The organism is Ekhidna sp., from assembly GCF_965228795.1.
Lineage (GTDB): Bacteria > Bacteroidota > Bacteroidia > Cytophagales > Cyclobacteriaceae > Ekhidna.
Window position 1 is genome coordinate 97951 of sequence record NZ_OZ245839.1, and the last position, 24982, is coordinate 122932.

The following is a 24982-nucleotide window of genomic DNA, read 5'->3' on the forward strand; positions in this document are numbered from 1 at the left end:
TTAAACCATCTAATTTCTTACGATTACTCTAAAGCTAACCACATTTTCATTCGGGCTTTCTCTATCGTAGAACCTTAGGATATAGACTCCTTCCTCAAATCCGCTAACATCTATTCTCAGCTCACCATCAAAACCGTTTCTAAGTTCTGTAGACCATTTTGTATTACCGGATAAATCCACCAACTGAGCTGTTACATCAGAAGATTTCAGATGTCTGTACCTGATATTTAGATATTCTCTGGACGGATTAGGGAAGATCGATAGGTCTTTGAAGTACTCCAGGATTACACCTAATACAGCTTCAATCTCAACCTGAATGCCCTCTTCTGTGGCAAACGCCTGAAGTTTGAAATCTGTATCACTAATGCCTTCTTCTCCTACTTCAAATTGAACAAATGATGATTCATCCAGCGGAATACCAGGATATTCAACGAAGAATCTATATGTTCCAGAAGGTAAGAAACCAAATTGGAACTCACCATTTTCATCTGTTTCACCATATGCAATTAATTCAAATTCATCGTCATCCTGTCCGGTACGACCCCCTCTTCTTCTTTTTCTCAGTCCACATTTACGCTTAGCTGCTCTTCTTCTTGCATCTATTCGAGTGTTTTCATCTCCAAAATCTTCTTCGATTAGCACGTCCAAAGTACCGGGACCTTCAGTAAGCTCATCCGGAACTTCCGTCATGGTCATTGTAATCACGTCATCGCTTCTGAAGAACAAAGTATCAGCTTCACCCCATTCGAATACATCTCCGAAGTAAGTTGGAATGTAAAGCTCAGGATTAGAGTTGATGGCTGTAATGTAATTTCCAAGCACTACGTCCGGGAAGGTGAATGTGGATGGCGGAGCATCTAAAACAACTTCCAGTGTATCAAATCCTTGTGACCTTCTTACTGCCTCGAGCATATACCCATCAATAGGGTCAGTGAGCGGATCACCATTTCCATCGACTACAGATACAACCATATCTGCCACGGCCCACACAATTTGTGGGTCAACGTTGAGTGTTAGCCCCGGAACTAACGGGTTGGTCACTTCAGTCCTAAACTCACCCATATTGTCGTAATCAATACTTTGAATCACTGCTTCCGGACCTCCAATGCCAAATTGTGATCCCGAAGAAATGCTTACATCATTTCTAAACCAGGCATATTCATTACTGCTTCCACCCACAGTTATAGAAAGTGTGTAATTATTAGAATACCTCACCTCGATAGCGCTTCCACTTGTAGCTTCATTATAACTTATACTTTCTTGATCAGAATAATCCAATGTCGTAATACCCAAAGCTACCACCGGTTCCAAGTCATCAAACTGAAGAGCATTTTCATTTATGAATAGTGTCGAAATCGAAGTGGCACTAAAGTCCATCAAGCCAGTGATTTGATTGGTTGATGCATCCATACCCGTCATCTCACTTAGTCCACTATTAGCTAGCGCGTCACCGGTAAATGGATTTGGCATATCACCTGCTGCCTGCGTTCCACTAATATTCACCACGTTGACTCTCGTTCGGTTTGCATCCAATGTGATGCCGTCCCAGTCACGTAATCGTGCAGACTCCCAATTTAAACCCTGTGGGTTTATTGCGTCATAGATTTGAACTAGCGCTAGTGAATCTGCAAGTGTAGGAAGGTCCACCGATGTTTTTACCGAACGGGTATTTGAGTTCGAAGACACCTGACTAGCGGTATTCACTAATCTCACCCGGTAATAATATGAACTAGAGAAGTCCAAGCCACTGACTGTAATTGATCGACTTGTAGCCGGCACAGAAAGATTCTCATACCCTGAAACGAAGCTTGAAAAATCGCTTTCAGTAGATACATCCAGCTGATATGATTGCACATCTAGCCCTTCACTCCAGTTTGCCCTAAAGCTCGTTGGTGTTATTTGAGTGGCTTTCAATGCGGTAATGTCCTGACTGATCACCAACTCTTCTGACGATGGATCCGTTCCCACATTGCCTGCAAGGTCAGTAGCAGTAGCCTGTACTTCATAAGTGCCGTCATCCAAATCTGAAAGAACTCCTGCAGCGAGCACCCATGTGCCATCTCCAACATTAGTTGCTGGATTTGTTTCCCCGTTTACAGTCACTTCTATTGTCGCTGTGGGATCATCAATGGTACCTGTAACCTGTGGACTTGAAATTGAGGTTCCATATAAATCAACATCAATGATTGGTGCTGTTTGATCGATCGTAACCGTACCGCTTGAATTTATGGTTTGATTACCGAGGGTATCCGTTGCATCCAGATAAATATTATATAGTCCGTCTCCTGCAAAATTAGGATCTGTACTTAAATCATAAGACCATGTGCCATCACCATTATTTGTCACTGCACTAAGTGTGTTTCCTGTATCCAGAGATAGTAAGATCGCATCAGTAGGATCGCTAATGGTTCCTGAAATGTTAGTGTCATTGGTCGTTTGAGCATCCTGTGCAAAAGTGATAGCAGGCCCTAGCAAATCAATGGTCACTGTTCCTGTTGAAAGAATGGTTTGATTACCAAGACTGTCGGCTGCATCCAAATAAATTCCATAAGCGCCATTACCCACATAGTTTGGATCGGTGCTTATATCGTATGACCAGGTGCCATCACCATTATTTGTCGCTGTTGTTAGTGTTGATCCAGCATCTAGTGAAATTTGTATGACATCATTAACATCACTTGTCGTTCCTGACAAGTCGGTCACATTTAGCGTCTGACCATCCTGATCAAAAGTAATGGAAGGACCGGTTTGGTCTATTGTTACCGTGCCTGTTGAAACAATGGTTTGATTACCCAGCGTATCGGTAGCATCCAGGTAAATAGTGTACGTACCATCACCAATGAAATTAGGGTCTGCGTTTAAAGCATAGGACCATGTTCCATCTCCTTCGTTTGATGCAGGAGACAAGGTGCTTCCTCCATCCACAGATATTTGAATTACGTCGGTCGTATCACTTATTGTACCTGATAGATTGGTGTCATTCACAGTTAAGCCATCCTGATCAAATGTGATAGACGGGCCTGACCCATCGTACTCAATGCTAAACTGGGCAGCTACAAGGTTTTCGTTTCCAGCCAAGTCCTGTGCTACAGAATCCGCAATATCCACTGTGATAACTCCATCTGCAGCTGGAACAATGTCAACCGTGTAATTCTGTCCATCCAGATCAACAAAGTTTTGAGCAGTTCCATTTCCAATTACCAGATCTGTACTGTCAAACCCAACAACTGACTCTCCAAAGTCAATTTCGATCGGAATTGGATTGGCATTGGTTGGGCTGACTTCAACTGTAGATATGATTGGAGTAGGTGAGGTGGTGTCAACATCCTGAATCGTAAACGTATTTCCATCTACAAAACCACCATCTACTTTGTTTTTAGGATCATCCAACCCTATGCTTTCAGTTGGATCACCATTCCATAGAACCACATTGAACGCATGGTCAGGCGTTGCAGCCGCATCAATATCTACTGCTATATAAAAGTAGTGAGTATCTCCATCCAAAATATCTCCACTCATTGGAAAACCAACGCTATCAGCAGCTACGTCCCCAATATTGGTAGAAGCGATCAATGAAGCACCTCCAATACCTGTGTCTGTATTTACACTTTCGTATAATTTCCACCCGTTTGCACTGAAATCAGAAGAAATAGCGTCCCCTCCAACAGCAACGATCATTCCATTTTTCGTGATGTTTCCACCACTTGCACTAATGCTAAATTGATAAATTAAATTGTCTGCAGATCCCTGGTCAAGATCTCCTCCTGCTACCGGAATTGTGCTAAATGTTGCATCCGGAATTGTAGGAGCTTGAATTGTAAAATTGTCTCCTGCAGTTAGCCCGCCATCAAGTTTTTCACTATCCCCAAAACCAAAATTATCAACATCCGGTAGATCTACAGTGAAAGTACCTAACGCGGCAGATCCACTAATGTCGGCCGTAACATAATAGAATACAGATGTTCCGGCCGGGTAAAAATCGGTGAATAGTTGGCCGATCGCACCATTAGGAACAGGATCTCCAGGACTCCACGAGCTGCTATCCATCAATGTGGCAGAAGCAAAGTCATCAGCACCGATATTTTGATAGTATTTAAATCCATCCAGTTGAAAATCCAGTGAATCTGCACCCGAAATAACCAAATAAAGACCTTCAAAAACAGCCAGTGAATTAGCAACGTCCGCACGAACTTTATAAATCAATGCGTCTTCTTCTCCTTGAGCGTACGTCTGGTCGCCAATTGATATTGTTGAAATAGTTATTTCAGGATATAAAATTTCTCCATCAACACTCAAATCATCCACAAATAGTGGTGAAGTACCTGATTCGTATACAATTCTTATTGGTCCTGTATAGTCTGTTGGTAATGATCCCGTATATTCTTCATACGAGGCTGTAGTAGTCACATTATCATAGAGATTTGTAAATGTTTCACCACCATCATCGGATAGATAGATATCGTATGATCCTCCTGTTCCATCTCCTTTTAACCAAAAAGCAAGCGTATTTACCTGATCAAATGTTGGTGTCTGCAAGAAGTTACCTCCTGCCGCTTCTATTTGCATAGCATTACCAGTTGATCCAACTGCGTTGGCACTACCTGCCTCTAGGACACCTTGTCCGTTCCATGCTTCCTTATCGATAAGAAAGTAACCCGTGTTTGATGTAACCGGCAATGGGTCTTCATTAAAATTCTCAAAATAAATCGGCCCAGGAGTAGGTGGGTTAAGTGTTGGTCCTGCCACCCAATCCGTATTTTCATCCATGTCAATTAGCGTACCATCATTACTGCCAATAGTTATATCAGTTACATTTGTGCTGCCCGTTCCATCTAGAAATGGATAATACGCTACCAGACCCGGCTCATTTCCAAACAATTGATTGTTCATGTCTTCTTGAATTTCGGTCTCAGTACGTGCATAATCCCATAATCTGACCTCATCTATTTGTCCATCCCAGAAATTCTCTAGTCCAGCTCTTCTGCCAATTGTTAATCCCTCACCACTCATTACAGTATTCAATGCTTCAGTGCTTGTTGCTTCCAGATTACCATCCAGATAGAGATTCAAATCTGTGCCATCATATGTTATAGCTACATGATACCATTGATCCTGAACCAAGTCGGTTACTCCAGCCAGGTCTGCATTGTTTCCAAAGAAATAAAGCTTGCCAGGTGCATTTGAAGAAGTAATGAGCCCAAACATTTGGCCATTCAATGTTGTACCATACTGAACGATTCCGTGATCTGTATCAGAGGTCAGGTCTACGTTTGATTTAATCCATAATTCAAGCGTTCGTGGAGCTGACCCAACCGGGAAACCTGTCGGGCTAGCAACCTGCACCTGATCATTAATTCCATCAAAGTCTAGGGCAAAGTTTGAATTAGCCACATTCGTGCTAAAATTCACCGGATTGTCTGTGTCAGCTCCAGAATTATATGCTTCCTGACCAGCAGGTCCATTTACTTCCAGAACTGCTACTGTATAATCTTGACCAGCATTTAGGCCTGTAACAGATACTGAATCTCCATAGCCATTGTAAACCGCATACCATGTCCCATCAACAATGTCTCCATCACCCATAAACATTGGGTCCGCATTGAAAAATTGGTTATCAGAAGGTATTGGCATCTCAGTTTCTATTCCTTCAAATAATGCCACGATCCTACGCTGACCATCTCCATTGTTCCATGTAATATCCGCAGAGGATTCAGTCACATTGGACACAGTAATATTTGACGCTTGCAGCGAGGATGCTGATGGAGTGTGTACAAAGGCATTCGATGAAATGAAATTAGATGAAGCTCCATTTAAAGTAAATCCATTCAATGTGCCATCTAGCGTATTGCTTGATTGGTCTAAAACTGCAGTTTCACCAGCATTATCATTACCCGCATCTCCCTGATTGAAATTATAGTGTAGTACCAGGTTTGCATTATTTGGATGCGAACCTAGATTATCATTGTATAGAAAAGCCCTGATATCTGCTTCATCGATTACGGAATCCCAAATACGAACCTCATCAATATCCCCGGCAAAGAAATTGTCATTACCAGAGCCATTCAGATAGCTACTTCCTATTCTATTCGCAGCGACTGTTGTGAAATAGTTCGTTGTATAAGCGATCGTATCCAATATTCCATCTACATACAGTCTCACTTCATTGGACCCTTGTTCATGCGTAACTGCAATGTGGTGCCATAAGCCGTCATTCACTGTAACTGTACCATCAATCTGATCGAAGATGATTCCCGAGCCTGTCCAATGAGTGTATCTGACTTTTCCATCATGCACGCCGAATGCTCCTTCAACAGAATTATCATTATCTCCAACGACTACCAGTGCTGGATTCCCATTATATAAAGTTGTGTTTGCTGCTGAGCTGGTGTTAATCCATGCTTCATAGGTTAGTCCAGTCGGGAATGCTTGTCTTGTAAATGACAGGTAATCATCTGTACCGTCAAAATTCAAAGCATTTTCCTGTGGTGCGTTAGCTAAAGCTCCTGAACCTACCCAGTCCGTATTCTCATCCATGTTGGTGAGTGTACCGTCATTGTTTGCAAATACGTCTTCCAAAATTGTAGAGCCTGTTCCATCGTCAAATTTGTAATAGGCCACCATATCGGAGTAATTCGGATGAGTGGAGATGTCTGTGGTATTTGCAAAAGCAGCTATGTCGCCAGCAGACAACTCGGCATTCCATATTCGAACCTCGTCAATTTCTCCATCGAAAAAATTGACAATTGTGTTTTGTTGACCAGCACCAATAAGCAAATTATTTCCGGCTCCTAGCTGATCAGTATAATTGGTATTGTTTCCTACCCCTCCAGTCAAGGTTTGTGGAACTGCTACTCCATTAATGTACATTGAAGGTGATACACCATCATGCACAAAGGCTAGATGATACCAGGTCGCCGTGTCAAGCTCATTTCCAGAATCAGCAGAATACAGCCAATGAATTGTGCCACCTGATTTGAGAAAATGATTGATCAATCCATTTTCAACAGAAACTACAAAATAGTTATTTTGATCTACGCCGTACCCTAAAATGTCATTGAATCCAGTTACATCTTTCAGCTTAACCCAGGCCTCAATTGTCCCCTCAGAATGATTAAGTAAATCACTTGGCGATTGAACATAATCATCTACACCATCAAAACTTAATGCACTGCCAGGGTCTGAGTTTGAAAGAACTGGATAGCTGCTTGGAGGATTTAATACTGCTGTAGAAACTTCACCTGTAGGCACATTGTAAGCAAATACCGAGTCAGCCACATCGCTTGTATTGATTAATCCTGATAATCGTTCCCAACCTCCGCTTGCAGCATTATCTGTTGCATCCTTCCGATAGACAATTCGTCTTTGTGGGTCGTTTGCTCCGTTATAGTCCATGCGGAGATCTACTTTTTGTCCACCCGGAGCAAAGACACCATAATATTTACCTTGATCTAAATCATCAAAACCATCCGCCTGTAGTTGGTTTGGATTACCCTGAACGACATAGCCATGGATACCTCCTGTAGCATCATCGTAGTAGACATTAATGTCCTCTCCGAACTGGGCAGTATTTAAAACGCCTGGTGTTCCTTCGTATGAATAAATGCTTCCTTGACCCTGTGGTGCCCCCGAAATAACAGGTGTTGCACCAGTTACAGTCCCGTCAGAATCTCCTGCAAGATTGGTAGCAACCGATCCACTGTTTTCATCAAATCGATAGTAGGCTACCAAGTGGTTGAGGCTATCAAAATCTGCATCAATTTTTCCAATCATGTGATCCCGGATATTGGTCTCAGAAAGAGGAATTTCCCAGATTCTCACTTCGTCCAAATCTCCGTCCAAAATTGAACCAGCTTGGCCATCATAGGTGCCCAGTGCAAAATCGTTTGTGGCAGGTCCTGCAGACAAGGTGCCAATAGCTCCAAGTGCTGTCGGAACTCCGTCTTTATAGATTGTTAAGTTAGATCCATCACTCACTATCGCATAGTGGTGCCAATTGGTGTCATCTACGTAATTTGCCGGGGTATTTGCATCAATGACATATTGACCACTAGCCCCTCTTAAGATTGCAATACGTAAACTTTGTGCATTGTAGCCGGTATTTGCATAGTTTATGAAGAATCCGCGATGTACTGTTGAAAATGCAGTAGAGGCTATTGTCTGATTTAACTGAGTCAGATCATTGATTTTTAGCCAAAATTCAAAACTGAAAACACCGGTGTTTTGAATAAATTCATATGTATCACCCCCAGTCATAATGACTTCATCATCAACTCCATCAAATCGTAACGCATACCCTGCATCCACTGGGGTAGGATAAGGATCTTGATCGATCGCTGTAGCAAATTGACCACTGCCTGACTGACCATATGCAAATACCTGATCGTCATCAAGATCAACTCCTAGTGGTCCACTTATACTGGTCCAGGCTGGGTCAGCCCCATCGTTTCTAAATACGATTCGACGGTCTGATGTTAGGTTTCCAATACTATCGCTCACATCGTAGGTTTGACCAGGAGCAAATACTCCATAATAAGCTGTGTCAGCTATGTTATCAAATCCAGAGATCGTATTATTTGCCGGTGTACCACTCACTCGATAGATATGTAGTGGAAGGTTGGCAGTCCCCAGATTGGTTACCCTGAAATTATCAAGGTTTCTTCCTTCACCAACAGCATATAGGTAATCATAGAAACTGTCATTACCCAAGTGAGCGCCTGATAGTACATAAGACATTCCACCATTAATTGTTCCATTATTTACTCCATTAAAATCGTTTAGGTTTAGCGCATCTCCGCTATCATCCATTCGATAATATGCAACAAGGTTAGAGTAGTCAGGGTGGGTATCTGTCACCTTTTTAGCCAAATATTGCCTGATGCCATTTTCCTGAAGCCGTTTGTCCCATATCTTAACTTCATCGATCTCACCCTCAAAAAGCAACTCACTGCCGTTCGAACTTGATCCTATTAAAATATTGTCGCCGACTGAGTTAATGGTTCCTGATAATGGAGAACTGCTATCGACAAGAACTCCATTTACATACAATTCAACTGAATTACCAGAAGTCCAGGACATGGCAACATGTACCCACTCTCCAGCAAAAAGATTATTTGCATCGTAGGTGACTTCCTCCACTTGGCTTCCATTGTCTACCCGTGCTCTTAATTCTGAAAATGGTGAAGCATCACTTCCAAAAAGGTATAATGCAAAGGCTGTGTTTCCAGCTGGGCCATACGATCCTTTACCTACAATGGTAGCATATTGATTGCCCGGGCCATTAGGAATGTCATCCGGCTTGATCCATGCCTCTACCAATATTTCGTTCCACCCATCAACATCCAGAGAAGAAATTTCAACATAATCATCTACTCCATCAAAGTAAAGCGCCTCACCTGCTCCTTCTGCGATAGGATAATTAAATGTGAATGTTGCTGCAGTACTAAACTCAGATGTTCCGTCTGTTGCGTTTGTAGCTGTAGCGACTACCCGATCACCTCCATTGAGGGATAATGACCCGATACTCCATGTGCCTCCAGATACTGTAGCTGAACCTAAATAAAGGTTACCCTGTCCATTTGAATCATCATAGTAAAGATCAATTTCATCGCCATTTGTACCTGTACCTGAAACAGTGCTACCTACTGTAATAGGATCGATAGCCGGTGGGAGAATACCATTATGCGCACCACTACCTAATGTGATACCTGCTGCGTTATTGTAAATGGAATTTCGTTGAATTTGATTTCCGTTGTTACCAGAACCTTCAATTAATATCGCATTGGTGGTGTTCTCGGCAATAATGTTTCCATCCCCTGTAATGGTATTGGATCCAATAATGTTGTTGTCGGAATTCAGGTTGCTAATCATGTGAATTCCATTGGAGTTTGGAAATGGAGTAGACCCATCTGAGGAAACTCCTATATTATTTCTTATGACCGTGTGGCCACTGGAGTTGTTAAATCTAATCCCTGTGGTATGGCCTGAAATAACATTTTGTTCGATGGTTGCTCCATCTGAACCATTGATATTTATACCGTTTCCTGCTCCCGCTGCTGCTGACTCATCAGGGGTAAGCCCAAGTATATTACCCTGTACAATGGCGTTATCTCCTCCACTAATGCTGATCTCGGCAGTGGTATTATTCGAAATCACATTCTCTTCACCGGGGGTTAAACCTCCAATTTGTGCATTGTCAGCGTTTGTACCCAAACTAATACCATTAGTGTTGCTCATCCATCCGGCTGTACTGTCCGGCATAATTCCGATGTAATTACCCTGAATGGTGCCACCTCCCAAATAGGACAAAATGCTGATCCCTGCAGAGCCTGAATTTGTAATAATGTTGCCTTTGGATGGAGCACCAATGGTATAACCATCTGGGGTACCTCCTGTAACATTGAACCGGATGCCTGCAACTGTAAAGTTATCAATGTGAAGTCCGTAGACTTCTACCTCATTGTTAGAAGTGAAGTTCAGTCCGATACTCGCTGTTCCTCCACCATTGATTTGTGGTATTTCGCCTGTGCTAATGTCCCATCCTGGTTGTGTAGTAGCATCAATGATAGTGCCTTGTGCTGAGAGGTTAGGAAGATCTGACGCAAGATTGATTACCCAAGGAGCTCCACCTGCAATGTTGAAATAGATGCTGGCACCAGGGTACAGGTTTGCTGAATCAATAGCGGCTCTAAATGATCCAGTTCCGGTATCGTTTGTGTTGGTTACCATTACAAAATTCGCAAAGTACGGCGATGAAAAAGTAGAATACCCATTCACATCTTCTACAAGAGCAACATAATGTGAATTAGGTGCAAATCCACCGCTAACAACAGCCTGACCACTTGAAACAACCCCTGTGCCTGCAAAAGCGATACCTTGATCGTTGCTACATCCATCGTCGGCGTAATAGACATATACGCTGCTACCATCTGCTGCTGCCGTAGATACTAGTGCAGTACCAAAGTCCATTGCATCAATAGTTGCTCCTGGAGTTAGCGGTCCAGAACCATATCCGATTCCACCATTTGCGTTACAACTGAAAATATTGGTGCCAAGAGCTGTGTTGGATGAAGTATTTCCATCATATACTATTCCAAACTCAGCATTTTCAGAAATGAGGTTTTGGCTGATGGTACCGATGTTCACGTTTACTGCGGCTCCATTGATTCGAATACCCGAACCAGCATTGCCCAACGCAGATGATCCATCGGATTGCAGACCTATGTAGTTACCATCAATGTCAAAAGTGTTTCCAGCTTGAATAATAATACCATGATCACCATTTCCGGAGATGATATTTAGATCACTTGGAGATGGTCCTCCTATTTCAACTCCATTTACTGTGCCAAGTATGTTAATACCGCCAAGGGTGTTGGCTATAGCACCATTCGCTGAGTCGTTGGTTCCTATTTTGTTTCCTTTGATTTCAACATTTGAGAGGCCTGTACCTCCACCGGATCCGAAAAGATTTAAACCATATCTGAAGGCAGGTGCTCCTGAAATAAGGTTACCTTCTCCAGCAAAGAAATCACCACCTATGATCAGGTCATCGATTTCCCCTGTAGTTGCAATACCATGATCACCAATAGCAGATAGGGTGCTACCATTCAGTGTTCCTATTCTATTTCCTCGAATGACAGCACTATCCCCATGGACAATATAAATTGCATTACCCCCGGATCCATGAATTATGTTTCCTGTACCTGAACCCCCAATAATTGCAAAATCAGCAGCATCTGATGCCAAATAGATGTTTCCATTAGTGGAATTTCCGCTAAAGCCCGTCAAAATAAGCCCGTATACTTCGACATTTGCAGCATCAATGTTTATTCCGTTCGCATTTCCTCCTATGCCTGAACCATTGATTGTGACCATAGTAGCAGCACTTCCAAAGCTCCATGCAGGAAGGGTTGTTCCGTCGATTATGGTATTGTTTGCAGTAATCTGTGGAAGTGCAGATCCGAGATTGATTACATACGGTCCAGAGGAGATATCAAATGTGATAGTAGTGCCTGGATTGGCATTGGCATAATTGATTGCTTCTCGTAGCGAACCTATTCCGGTATCGTTTGTATTTGTAACAACTGAAGCTGGAATAGAAGCCGGAGCTGAAAATTCAGAAGTACTCCTTATTCCAGCGATTTCATCATCTACAACAACAGCTAAGTACTGTTTCGTTGGGTCGAAAGAACCACTTCCTATCGTCCACGATCCCCCACTAACTGCATCAATAGCAGAAACAATTAATTTTCCTTGGTCGAAAGCGCATGTGTCCGCCTCATAAATAAAGATATTCGAATTGTCTTCTGCTGTTGTTGTCCCTGATATAGATGAAGGTGAAATAAATGTTATGACCGGTGCATCAATGTCAGGTGTGGAATTGTAGCTTATGCCACCCTTTTCATTACAAATGAATTCATTTGCGTAAATCTGGAAATTGTTTGATTCAGTCCCAACTAACTGGATTCCATAATCGCCACTATATCCTAAGATATTTTCCTCTCCAACACCTTCTCCACCAATTATTAAACCACTATTGCTTCCAGGGCTATTGATATAGATGGCTGAGTTAATGTTTTTAAGTTTGGTTACACCATCGGCTTCAACTCCAATTCTATTGCCCTGGATGGTTACGTTATTGACTCCTAGATTAATAGTTATTCCACTACCGGTTCCGGCAAAAGCACTTTCAGCAACAATTCCATTACCGGAAATTGTATTGTTTGTTATGCTATTGTTTGTACTGGAACCATCAATCACATTTAGGTAAATTCCACTTGCTTTATTCCCTATTGGGTTATCTGTAAGAACAGTTACTCCATCCGTATCTAAAGATAGATTTCCATTTCCATTTATATCTACTCCAATATGATTTCCACTAATATCCAGACCTGTTTGATCCATGGAAATATGGATACCATCGTCAAGATTTGCCCCAATCGTATTCCCTGTTATAGTAATGTTAGTACCACTTGTTCCGGATACATTTATTCCATGGGTCGTATTACCTCGAGGAGTTAACCCATCAGATGTTAAACCAATAATGTTGTTGGTGACCGTATGATCATTGACTGTGCCGCCTCCTATGGCAATACCTGCTGCGCCATTACTTGAGAGAGTATTCCCACTTACTGTTACGTTATTGGACCCTGCCAAAAGTGCGATACCATTACCTCCATTACCCAGTGCATTACCATTTGCCGCTAGTCCAATGATATTATTCTGAATTGACCCAGTAGAAGAATTGCCAATGACTATACCATCAGCATTAATATCGGTATTGTTCCCGGAAACAATATTCTCTAATCCTGCAGATACACCACCTATTGTAAAAGTGTAAGTACCTCCAATATTGATACCTCCTCCTTCATTATAAATTTGGGCATTTCCAGTTGAGCTTGTTCCTATGTAATTTCCCTGAATAAGTAAGTTGCTGCCTCCGCCTACAGTCGTAATACCATAACTTCCATTACCGGCACCTGAAATCACATTTCCGAGACCACTACCAAAATTGCCTCCAATGGTCAGGTTATCACATGTTCCGGTAACTGAAATGGCATCTTGTGTATTTTCAGACCTTGAAGTACCGTCATCCGTACCGATCCAGTTACCCTGAATGGTTGCACCATCTGCTCCATCTATGTAAATACCATTCACTCCATTGCCATGAATAACATTTCCAGCTGCATTTCCTCCGATAGTGACATTGTCAGCAACATCAGACTCCAGGTTGATAGCACCGTAGGTTGTACCCCCAGTAAATCCGGTTATAATCATTCCATAGACCTCTACTCCAGAAGCATCAATATCGATACCATGATTATTCACAGGCACAGCGGATCCATCTATGGTGACCATTGTAGCGCCATTACCAAAAGCCCATCCCTGTTGCGTGGTTCCGTCGATTATGGTATTGTTTGCTGTGATCTGCGGCAATGCAGACTGCAAATCAATGTTCCACGGGCCAACACCAGCTATATCAAATGTAATTGTTGTGCTGGGGTTAGCATTTGCATAGTCAATAGCGGCTCTCAAGGAGCCCAGTCCTGAATCGTTTGTGTTAATTACAACACCATCGGTAAAGATTGTTGAAGTAACCGAATTGACTCCTCCATTCAAAATACCATCATAGGTATTGATAGATCGGTCTATCGCATGAGTTGCGCCAACCCCTTCATCAAAGGGATAATAAGCTGCTAGTTTGGGTTCATTTCCTATGGCCGGAGAAAAACGATCAGAAAAATTTGATTTTGTAGAATCTTCCCAGATTTTGACTTCATCGATTTGCCCATCGAATTCAGATCCTGGAAAACCAGGGTTCCTACCAATGTTTAATGGATTAGAAGTAGCGCTTCCTGAAAAATCAATTGAATTAGAATATAAGGAAACACCATTTTTATAAACGGTAATATCTGTAGAGGTAAAAGCAACTGCAATGTGCTGCCATTGGTTTTGATCAGCGGCAATCCCCGTGGATAATGAGCCAGAACCACTCTGAACCACATATTCTCCATTGTTAATATAGATTCCCCAATCAAAGCCTCCATCATCTGCTGAGAGTATTGTCCATGTACCGGTAACCACATCCGGATTCAACCAAAACTCCCAGGTCATATTCTGAAAGTTTGCATAATTAATGAATAGGCTGGTTTCTACATAGTCGTCTGTTCCATCTAAATCCAAAGCACTTTCAGGGAAAGCATCTGTTGTTGCAAACTCCACAGAAGATTGGCTTGAATGGTCTCCAAGACCATTTATTGCAGTTACTCTGTAATAGTAGTCCGTCCCCGAAGCATTGAATGTTGCTGTAGTTGCGTCCACTCCTGGATTCCCTGAAACAATCGTAATATCACTTACATTGGTAGCGAACGCATAATCATCTGCCACTTCTACCTTGTAACCTGTTTCATCGGTAGCATTATCTGTCCACTGCATCATGATATTTCCTCCTGATTCATAGGCAATAAAATTGGTTGGGGGTGCTGGAGGTGGTCCATACGGAGCTGATGATAGTAATGAAGTAATGCTCCCATTTAAAAGTCCATCGTTCGTGTTTTGGGATTGATCCACTGCATGGGTGGCTCCCGTTCCCTCATCAAATGAGTAATTGGCAATTAAATTAGGCTCATCTCCTATTAAACCGGAATACCGATCTGAAAAATCAGTTTTAGCAATATCCCAGATTCTTATCGCATCTAATTGACCTTCGTAGTATGCACCAGAAGTTCCTCCTATCACAAATGGATTACTGACGGAAAGATTGTTTGGATCATTGGTATAGTTAAATACATCATTGGTAACACCATTAACATATAGTTCTACTGTATTGGCGGTGTTATCTCTAGATAGCGCAATATGATACCAGAAATTAGTCGATAGGACATTTGAAAAAGTATATTCTTGTATTAAACCTGAATTATATTCATGGAGGTACTTCACACTAAACGTCCCATCAGCATTATCTACCAACGAAATTGCATAAGCTCTATTATTAGCCGTTTGACCAAATCCAATGAGATCCATATCACCTGATGCCCCTGATGCAATATTCACCCACGCACTTACTGTAAGATCTGTTGCAAGTCTTAATTGATCAGGGCTTGGCACATCGATAAAGTCATCTGATCCATCAAAATCTAAGGAGTTACCTGGAAATGCTGCATTGTACCCAAACTCCACGGATGACTCACTAGTGGCATCTTCGAATCCGTTGATTGCCGTGACTCTATAATAGAAATCATAAGGAGGTGCTGAAGGTGTGTAAGTTGCAAATGTGGCGTCTATCCCAGGATTTCCTGCGTCAGCGGTGATGTCTGTCACATTTACTGTGAAAGCATAATCTTCCGCTCGCTCAATACGAAATCCTGTTTCATTTGTGGCATTGTCCGTCCATTCCAACTCTATATCTCCACCAAGATCGTATGCTATAAGGTTGGTAGGTGCCAATGGTGGACTAGCGGTTGTTACATCTAGTTGTGTAGGTACTCCCTGTACATTTGGTATTCCTTCATCATCGGCTGCAACCACATATACATCATAATCGGTTCCCGCAGATAATCCGGTCGCATTCAAGGTAAAGCTCGAAGAGGCTGTAGGGCTATTTCCGGAGGCTAGTTGACCAGAACCACCAGAGCCAGTACCCGCCAGTACTTCAGGCGAATTTGGTGCCGGTGCACCATCTGCGACTACCACAAAATATCCACGGCTCGGCTCGTTTAGTATGAGGTCAATGTCAAATCCAGAAGCACCAAGGTTGCTTATTTGAGGATATCCTGGAGTAAAAAAAGGAGATATTACGTCTGTATCAAATACAGTAGAGGTAGTCCAAATTGGACCAGTAGTTGATCCATTAGCGGGTACAGCATCATCCCAATCATTGAAAAGTGTACCATCATTTGCATTTGAGGTGAGATCCAAAACTGTGGTGCCAGAAACTGTATTGAAATCGTAGTATGCTACTAAATTTCCCTCTGACCCTGTTAGTTCAATATCTATTTGACTTTGAATGGTTGCCTCATCGAGGTTGGTAGACCAAACTCTCACTTCATCAAGTTCCAGGGCACCCCCCGTTGAAACACTATTGTTATCAAAGGAATTTCCAAATGCAGCCAATGCTACAGGAGATGTTCCAGAATTTATTGTGGAAACCATATTTGCGGTTTCGGTTGCGTACAATTCACCGTTCACGTAAACTTCCAGGCTGATGCCAGGAGTGAAAACACCGGCCAGGTGATACCACCTTCCTGTTTGGAAAGTAAAAGGAGTAACCACTGTGGAAATATCTGTACCTAATGTTGTAGACAAGCCTGTAGCGGAAACTGCAAACTGAATATCACCCGAATTATTTAGCTGCAACAAATAGGATCTATTATCTCCATTTTCATTCCATTTGGTTACCAAAGGGACATCTTCGGCAGGAATAGCCTCATTGAATTTCACCCATGTTTCTACTGTCAAGGCGCCAGTGATGTCTAAAGAAGCTGCATCTGGAATATCTACAAAATCATCTGATCCATCGAATGCTAACGAGTTTTGAGCCGGCCCTAAAAGATCAAAAGGTGCATCTGATACATCCAATATCGCATCATTGGTATTGCTTACCCTGACAATTACGTTTGATGAAATATCTGCCGGCACTGTCCAATTGTATTGTCCGGCAAAATTTTGTGCCTGGTTATCTGTAAGGAATGTATAAGATGAACCACCATTAAGGCTATATTCTACCTCTAGCACTTCTGTAGGAGACACATTTATCTCATTCCATGTGATGGTAACAATTTCTCCTTCATAAAAAGACTCACCCCCATTCGGAAAGGTAACAGTCACTGCAGGTGGGTCTTGGGACTCAACCGCTCCAATATCTACGGTACCTGCACTAGTAGTGGCCGGATTCCACTCTCTTGGATTTCCTGCTGCATCAAAGGGAGTGTTTTCAGAAGTATTAAAATCATCATCTATATCTAAAATATCCTGTAGCACCTGAGCATTAGTACCTGCATCAAAGGCTGGACTTGACGGAGATAATTCTAAATACGAACCAAAAGGTCCTGGAACAAGTGTAGTGTTGATGATTTCAGCAGGAGTAAGTGTGCCTGAATTGATGGCACCAAAAGTAGATGGCTGCTGGGCAATGATATTATTTGATGAAGCAGATATTGTCCCTAATGCATCAACACTTATGGCAGTGCTTTCGGTACTAGCAACGATTGTATTATATAGGCTTAGATCACTTTCTGCCCCGACATAGATGTCATCTCCAAGATTTGACGTTACAGAGTTATTGTTATAAAACGTATTATTTGATAGCGTAAACGTATTTGAATTAGCAGGAATGCTTACTGAGTTGCCTAAAAATAATGCTCCTCCGTCCCCATCTGCTGAGTTAGAATCAAATGTACAATTGTAGATGGTTGCAATAGTATTGTTAGGGGTATTAGAGCCTCCTGACGATATAATGATAGCACCACCAAAACTACCTGCATTTGTAGCTGTGTTGTTAATGAATGTGGAGTTATAAATATTTGCAGTATTGGTGCTATTATCATTAGCGATAAGATAAATAGCTCCACCACCTTCGAATGCAGTATTATCCTCAAATACGCATCTATCTACATCAATGTCTGCAAGACCCACTCCAATAGCTGCTGCTGCACCATTGGCATTTACTGCCACATTGTTTCTAAATGTACATTGGGTTAAGCTTACGTAAGCTCCAGCATTTATTTGTAATGCACCACCAATATCTCCGTCTACATACCCATATTCAAACGTGATGTCAGTAAACGAAACGTTGTAGCCTTCGTCAACAGACAAAATTTGAGTATCACCTAAGTTGTTTGTTCCAGAATCATCCGTGTCACCACTTAAGATGATATCCTGGCCACCACCATCGAAATTTACATCTCTACGGACATCCAAAATTGTTGAAAGCTGTATGGGCACGCCATCCAGAGATGGGTCAAAAAATATGGTGCCACCTGGGGCTATCCCAGCAATGGCTTCTCTCAAACTGCCAACTCCTGAATCATTGGCATTTTGAACAGTGAGGGTTGAAGGAAGTGGTTCTCCCAGTGCTATACGATTTAAAGCAGTTCCGCTACTTTCTACAAAGGCAGCATCCACTATCCCATCATTGTCAACATCTCCTAAAGAAACATCTGATATGAAACTGAGCGAAGATAAGTTTTGAATCGTAAAAGTAAGCGCTCCTTGATTTAAATAGACACGCCGCGTAACTGTACCACCACCTGCAGTTACTATGTCAACAAAATCATCACCATTGATATCTCCAACAGCTACTTTCGTACCGTCATTTGCGTTGCTATACCCAACGGGGAAAGATGGCGTTCCTGTGCCGTTTCCTGCTCTTACCTGTAAGTCGCCACCAAAAAAATAGGCCAAATCAAGCGATCCATCCAGGTTAAAATCTGCTGTTTTTCCATATTCAATGCCAATACCTGAACTCATATTGCTAAAAGATGGATCACCAACGCCTAGGCTATTATTAAAATAAATGCTACTTGCGCCTGAGGAAATTGGTAAAACAAAATCTTGTGTGCCGTTATTGTCAAAATCTCCTATGATGAAGTCTCTGGCATTTGCATTTCCAGGTGCGGTTGCTGCCTCGCTAAAAAATGTTCCTGTGGACCCCTCAACTTCATGAACCTCAACTGCACCCGCAGTTGTTACTAGCTGACCAAATATGACATCCGGAACACCATCACGAGTAAAATCGGCTACACCAAGTCCCGAAAAAGGATTAATACCACCATTTACATTACTAACTGTGGAAGATGGTGTAGCGGAGAATAAATTAGGATCTGCCACCCCATCATTTAAATAAATATCTACCGTGTAGGGGCTGCCATTTTCAGTTGCAACAACTAAATCCAGAAAACCATCCAGATTGAAGTCAGCCAGTTCTACAAAAGCAGCAGGAAACGCAGCGGTCTCAACTGATCCAGCTCCAAAATTTCCTGTCCCATCTCCTAATGATATGTAAACCCCAGCACTGGTTGCTGTAACTAAGTCCAGGTTGCCGTCATTATCTAAATCGCCTAATTCAATATCATTAGAGATCAATGAGGTAGTGCCTGTGATATTTGTAAGATTGGGAAAGTTTCCGGTTGCAAGCCCCCCTTCAACGAAAAATTCTAAAAAAGTGGGAGTAGCAGGAGTAGGTGTCGTTGATAAAACTGCGTCATTCACGTGAACAGTTACCTTCTCTCCTGGCCTAAAATCAATTGTGGGATCGAAAGTGATCGTCATGGTTCCTCCACCAGAAAACGTACCGGCAATCTGCCCGGAAAGGCTACCAAATATTTGAATGTTGTCATCTGACATGACCCCTGGTGTGCCATTATCAACCGTCATTTGATTCACCGTTTCTCCAAATCCAAGGTTGATATTGGCATCAAGTGGTATCCCGGTTTGATTTTGAGAAGGTCCCTGAAAACTCACGGACATTTGTCCATATGAGGTCAATGAGATAAATAACAGTAAAGCTAAGGGTAGTCTTCTAAGGGCGGAATAGAACATAATTAACGTTGACTAAGGTGGTTGTTAAATTTTAAGCAAATAAAGTCTTTCATATCCGTGCATGGAATACCATAAATAAGGTATTTCTATACAAATGACCTCTAAAATACTGTTATCCAAGCCATTTACATTTTATCAAATTATTATTTCGATCAACTTTCGTGATCATGCTACGAACCTTTCATTAAAAGGCATGGGGATACACTATCTTTATATTTCTTAAACTGTATTGATTTTTCAATTGGAAAAGCTCTTACTTTATTTGTTATAAAATACACTACCATGAAACTGCTATATACTGCATTCACCCTGCTTCTTAGTACTTCCATTTTTGCCCAATATGCCTTTGAAAATAAAAAAGCCGAAAAGCTTTACTATAAACTGGACGATGCATACCTGGATTATGATTATGCCACTATTCTGGATAGTGAGGAAGAGGCAAAAGAGACATTCTTAAATAAAGAAGACACAGTCGCAGCAAACGTTTATAGCTATTTGGCGGAAGCTTATGACTATGAACTTGGAGACTTCCAACAAGCCCTGGACTTCTATCAGCTAGAGCTCGACTTACGTAAGAAAATTGATCCAAATGGAGACATAAAGGATCTCCTTTATAACATGGCCACTCTTCAAACGGAGCTGGGCTACTATGGTGCTGCAGAAGAGTTTCTTACTTCTATCAGAAAGGCTGACGAAAATGAATTTGGCAAAAAAAGTGAAGAATATTTTGATTCATCCAGGGCACTAATATTGCTGTATTTACAGACGGAGCAAGCTACGAAAGCGCTTGATGCTGCTGAAGAAGTAAAGAAAGCAGTTGACAAAAATACTATTGAAGAAGGCGTTACCTACAAGTGGATTGGAGACAGTTACGCGATTGAAGGTTCTTTCAGAAAAGCAGAAAAAAATCTCTTTAAGGGCATTAAAGTCTTTGAAGAAAATGGATTAGAAACAACGTTTGAATATGTTTCCACTCTTAACAGCCTTGGAGTTTCATACCTTGATAAAGGAAAAATTCCAGATGCTGAGGAACTGTTCACAGAGGCACTTGATATATTGAATAGGCTTCAGGGAGATAATGAAGACATGGTTGCGAATTTAAAGTCCAACTTAGCTCAAGTTTATTTTGAGCTTGGTAACTATGATCAGGCATTGGAAATTCAACAAGAAGTAATCACAACAAATAAAGAGTATTATGGTGAAACATCATTCATCTATGCAATTGACCTTATTACTTACGGATTGACTTACTTGGAGGCTAAGCAGTATAACAGAGCGGAAGAAATTCTATTAGAAGCACTAAGTATCATGGAACAGTCCGACCCTGATGGCATTGACTATGGACGAATAGAAACAACACTTTCCAGGCTGTACTATGAAAAAGGAGAAGTAAGACGAGCAATTGAATTTGGACAAAAGGCCATCAAAACATACGAATCTACGTTAGGAGAAGATCACCCTGAAACTGCTTTTCCATATTTTAATTTAGCTAACGCTCACCTTGGATACGAAGAGATAAATAAAGCTAAACCATTAGCAACACGAGCGTACGAGATCAGAAAAAAAGCACTTGGTGAACAACATCCGTTTTTTGCTCGGAGTGCAAACCAGCTTGCAATCATTAACTGGAAGCAAGGAAATAATGATGAAGCCCTAAAATATTACAAGGAGACATTCGGTAATTATTTCCAACAGATTAATACCTTCTTTCCTGTTTTAACTGAAGACGAAAAAGCTACATTTTATTACACCAATCTCAAACCAGCATTTGAACAATACATTTCGTTCATCCAGGAAACCTCCAGGGAAGACAAAGAACTCCTCGGCGAAATATATGATTACCAACTCGCTCTCAAAGGACTGATCATGTATGCTACCACCAAGGTTAGAGAAGGTATTTTATCCAGCGGTGATGAAGCACTTATCACCAAGTTCGAAGATTGGATCAGTCAAAAGGAACAATTAGCTAAACTTTTCAGTGCAACCGATATTGAGCTGGAAGTCAGAAATAAAAAAATCGACTCATTAACTGCATCTTCTAATGCTCTGGAAGAAGAACTTAGTAAAGCCTCTCAAGCGTTTGGGGATAACTTTGCTAGTAAGTCCTATTCATGGAAAGATATCCGGGATGTTTTAAAGCCAGGAGAAGCAGCCGTAGAAATGGTCAGATATCGAAATTTTTCCACGGATTCTGCAGGTGTATTCACTGATGAAGTATTCTATGCTGCCATGATTGTTCGGCACGATACCGAGGATAATCCGGAAATGGTCGTTTTAAGGAACGGCGATCAAATGGAGAAGAAATTTCTGGCCAATTATCGAAATGCCATTAAGTATAAAATCTCCGAAAACTATAGTTACCGATTGTTTTGGCAGCCAATTGCGCGCAGACTTGAGGGTGTTAATAAGATATATTTCGCCCCTGATGGAGTGTATAATCAGATCAGTATTTACACACTTCAAAACCCTGGAACGAAGGATTACTTATTAAATGAAATAGATCTTGCTTTAGTAACCAATACAAAAGATTTGCTGGAAGAAAGTCAGTCGTTTGAGCCAGGTGGAAGAAGTGTGTTTTTTGGATACCCTCAGTATTCTATGGGTTCTAATTTGAACGATGAAAGCGCAGACGATCGCGGCGTTAGGGGTGTTAGAGGTGCACGGGGCTCTCGTGGCAAAGCGAGCAAAGAAGAACTTTCCAGAGGAATTCCAAGGGGAGTCCGTGGCAACCTGGTGAGATATATGCAGTCATTTAACGGTCTGGGAATGCTTCCCGGCACGAAGAAAGAGGTAGAACTTATCGATAGTTTATATGCTGCGAACGGACGAAACAGGGACACCTATTTTCTAAATGACGCATTGGAAAGTACTGTTAAAGGTGTTGATAATCCAAATATTCTTCACATTGCAACTCATGGGTTTTTCCTTGAGCAAGATCCGGATGCACAATCTGATGATTCATATGTACAGAATCCTTTGCTAAGGTCGGGGCTCATTCTTGCAGGGGCCAACAACTTTATCCAAACCGGTGAAATCGTTGCTGAATCAGGCGGGAATGATGGGATTTTAACCGCTTTTGAGGCCATGAATATGAACCTGGATAAAACAGATGTAGTGGTATTATCAGCATGTGAAACCGGACTAGGTGAAATTAAAAATGGCGAAGGAGTATATGGGTTACAGCGTGCGTTCCAGATCGCCGGAGCAGATGCAATCATCATGTCCATGTGGACAGTAGATGATGACGCAACACAAGAGCTAATGACTACTTTTTATCAGGAGTGGTTGTCACACGGAGACAAACAACTAGCATTTAATACTGCCCAGAAAAAATTGAGAGAAAAATATAAGAAACCTTATTACTGGGGGGCCTTTGTGATGATTGGAGAGTAATAGATATCAAATATTTAATGAATTATAGAGGGAGAGCTTATCGCTTTCCCTTTTTCTTTTCCCAGGCCTTCAAGTCCATAACTAAAATACCTCTCCCCTTGCCGGCAGGGTCTTCTGCATGTGCATGCTGAAAAGCCATGTAGCGACCATCATCGCTCACTACCGGGTTTGATGCTTTGTACTCCGGGTTGTCATTAAAGTAAGTCACCCGCTCTACATCTCCAGTCTCATCCAGTTTGAGCATATAGATATCGAGCGTTAGAAATTCTTTCATCCCTTTGTAGTTAAGCCTGTGTCTATTACTCTCTATAAGCATGGTAAGCCCATCTGGAAAAATGCCTTCAGCCTCATCGTACGTCTCTTTGCTTTTTGAATAATTGGTAAACTTTTTTTCCTCAATATTATATCCCATGACCTCAGCCTGAAAGCCAAACTGTCCGCCAAAAGCATAAAAGAACAATTCCTTTTCATTGACCGGGTTGAAGTTTTGAGTTTCTAAATCCCAACCTTTGGCCGGAGATGGAAGAATTCCTGAAGTAAACAGAGGCTTCCAATTTTTCAATTTCGGTTTTTCATTTTCATAGTCGATTTCACCGATATAAATGGTAGAGCCCAATGCCCAGGCAATATTCATTTTCTTTCTTGAAACAGCAGGGCCTTCTTTACAATGAACTCCCAAAGCCACAGGTGGTGATTTCAAATCTTTCTTTAAAACCCATAGCTCCGTATTTCTGGCATCTCTGCTTTTCCAAGGATCTTCGGAGTTAAAGTTCTTAGCTCCCGAAAGAAGGATATCTCCATTGGCCAGATAGAGTGCTCTCACAAATCCTTCATGAAAAAAATGATGGGTCATTGGTGTGATCTTCCCAGTGGCTACTTCCACCTCAAACACGTCTCCAAATGTTTTTTCAATGAAAAGAATGCGCTCTCCATCATGTGACCAGTCTGCTCGTTGACCAAAATGCGTTACTTGTGTGATATAATCCGGCAAATCATCCAAAGGCGATGGGCCCTCTTGTGCTGACGAGTTATAACTTAGAGCAACAAAAAGTATGAATATGAGGTATAATTGCTTCATGAGTAATGGGTGATAATTTCCAAAGATAAAATGAATAAACTGGTTATAATTTTTTTAATTCTTTCAATTGGCTGTTCTAATCAAAACGTTCCTTTAGAGGAAGAGTTAAAATTGACCCTTGAAGAATTTAACCAAGCTTATAAGGCCGGTGATGTTGAAAAGCTTTCATCTATGATTGCCGAGAACTACGTACATACCAACTCCTCTTGGAAATCATTTGATAAAGAAACATGGTTGGGTTATATGAATAACCGTTCCACAAAAATCAATGAAGGAGCCCTTATCGTTGAATCTTATGAGATGGATGAGCTATCAATTGAAATGCACAAGGATGTTGCTATCACTACAGCAAGGATATCAACCGTTGGGGTGGATAATGGTGAGCAGTTTGACAAAAAGTTCAGGGTATCCAATGTTTGGATATATGATGGAAGCCGCTGGCTGAGAGCGGGCTTCCATGATACACTTATTGAATAA

The 24982-nt window shown here is 41.6% G+C and carries 4 protein-coding genes; 2 read left to right on the top strand and 2 right to left on the bottom strand.

All coding sequences use genetic code 11. The features are described from left to right. Nucleotides 1-9: 9 nt before the first annotated feature. Complete coding sequence (locus tag ACQK2H_RS00390) at nt 10-20034, bottom strand: LamG-like jellyroll fold domain-containing protein (RefSeq protein WP_425389492.1); 20025 nt, start codon at nt 20032-20034, stop codon at nt 10-12. A 282-nt stretch (nt 20035-20316) separates the two neighbouring features. On the opposite strand from ACQK2H_RS00390, the gene ACQK2H_RS00395 reads away from it, so the two are divergent. Continuing rightward, on the top strand, nt 20317-23427 hold the full coding sequence (locus tag ACQK2H_RS00395) for a CHAT domain-containing protein (RefSeq protein WP_425389493.1): 3111 nt from the start codon (nt 20317-20319) through the stop codon (nt 23425-23427). Between the two features lie 37 nt (nt 23428-23464). Here ACQK2H_RS00395 and ACQK2H_RS00400 read toward each other — a convergent pair whose 3' ends face one another. Continuing rightward, entirely contained in the window at nt 23465-24505 is a 1041-nt protein-coding gene (locus ACQK2H_RS00400; RefSeq protein WP_425389494.1) for a hypothetical protein, read from the bottom strand. A gap of 30 nt (nt 24506-24535) precedes the next feature. On the opposite strand from ACQK2H_RS00400, the gene ACQK2H_RS00405 reads away from it, so the two are divergent. Then, nucleotides 24536-24982: a nuclear transport factor 2 family protein gene (locus ACQK2H_RS00405; protein ID WP_425389495.1), complete on the top strand. Its 447-nt coding sequence runs from the start codon at nt 24536-24538 to the stop codon at nt 24980-24982.

Coding starts and splice junctions, on each gene's coding strand:
- ACQK2H_RS00395 (WP_425389493.1), top strand. CDS start 20,317: ATGAAACTGCTATATACTGCATTCACCCTGCTTCTTAGTACTTCCATT.
- ACQK2H_RS00400 (WP_425389494.1), bottom strand. CDS start 24,505: ATGAAGCAATTATACCTCATATTCATACTTTTTGTTGCTCTAAGTTAT.
- ACQK2H_RS00390 (WP_425389492.1), bottom strand. CDS start 20,034: ATGTTCTATTCCGCCCTTAGAAGACTACCCTTAGCTTTACTGTTATTT.
- ACQK2H_RS00405 (WP_425389495.1), top strand. CDS start 24,536: ATGAATAAACTGGTTATAATTTTTTTAATTCTTTCAATTGGCTGTTCT.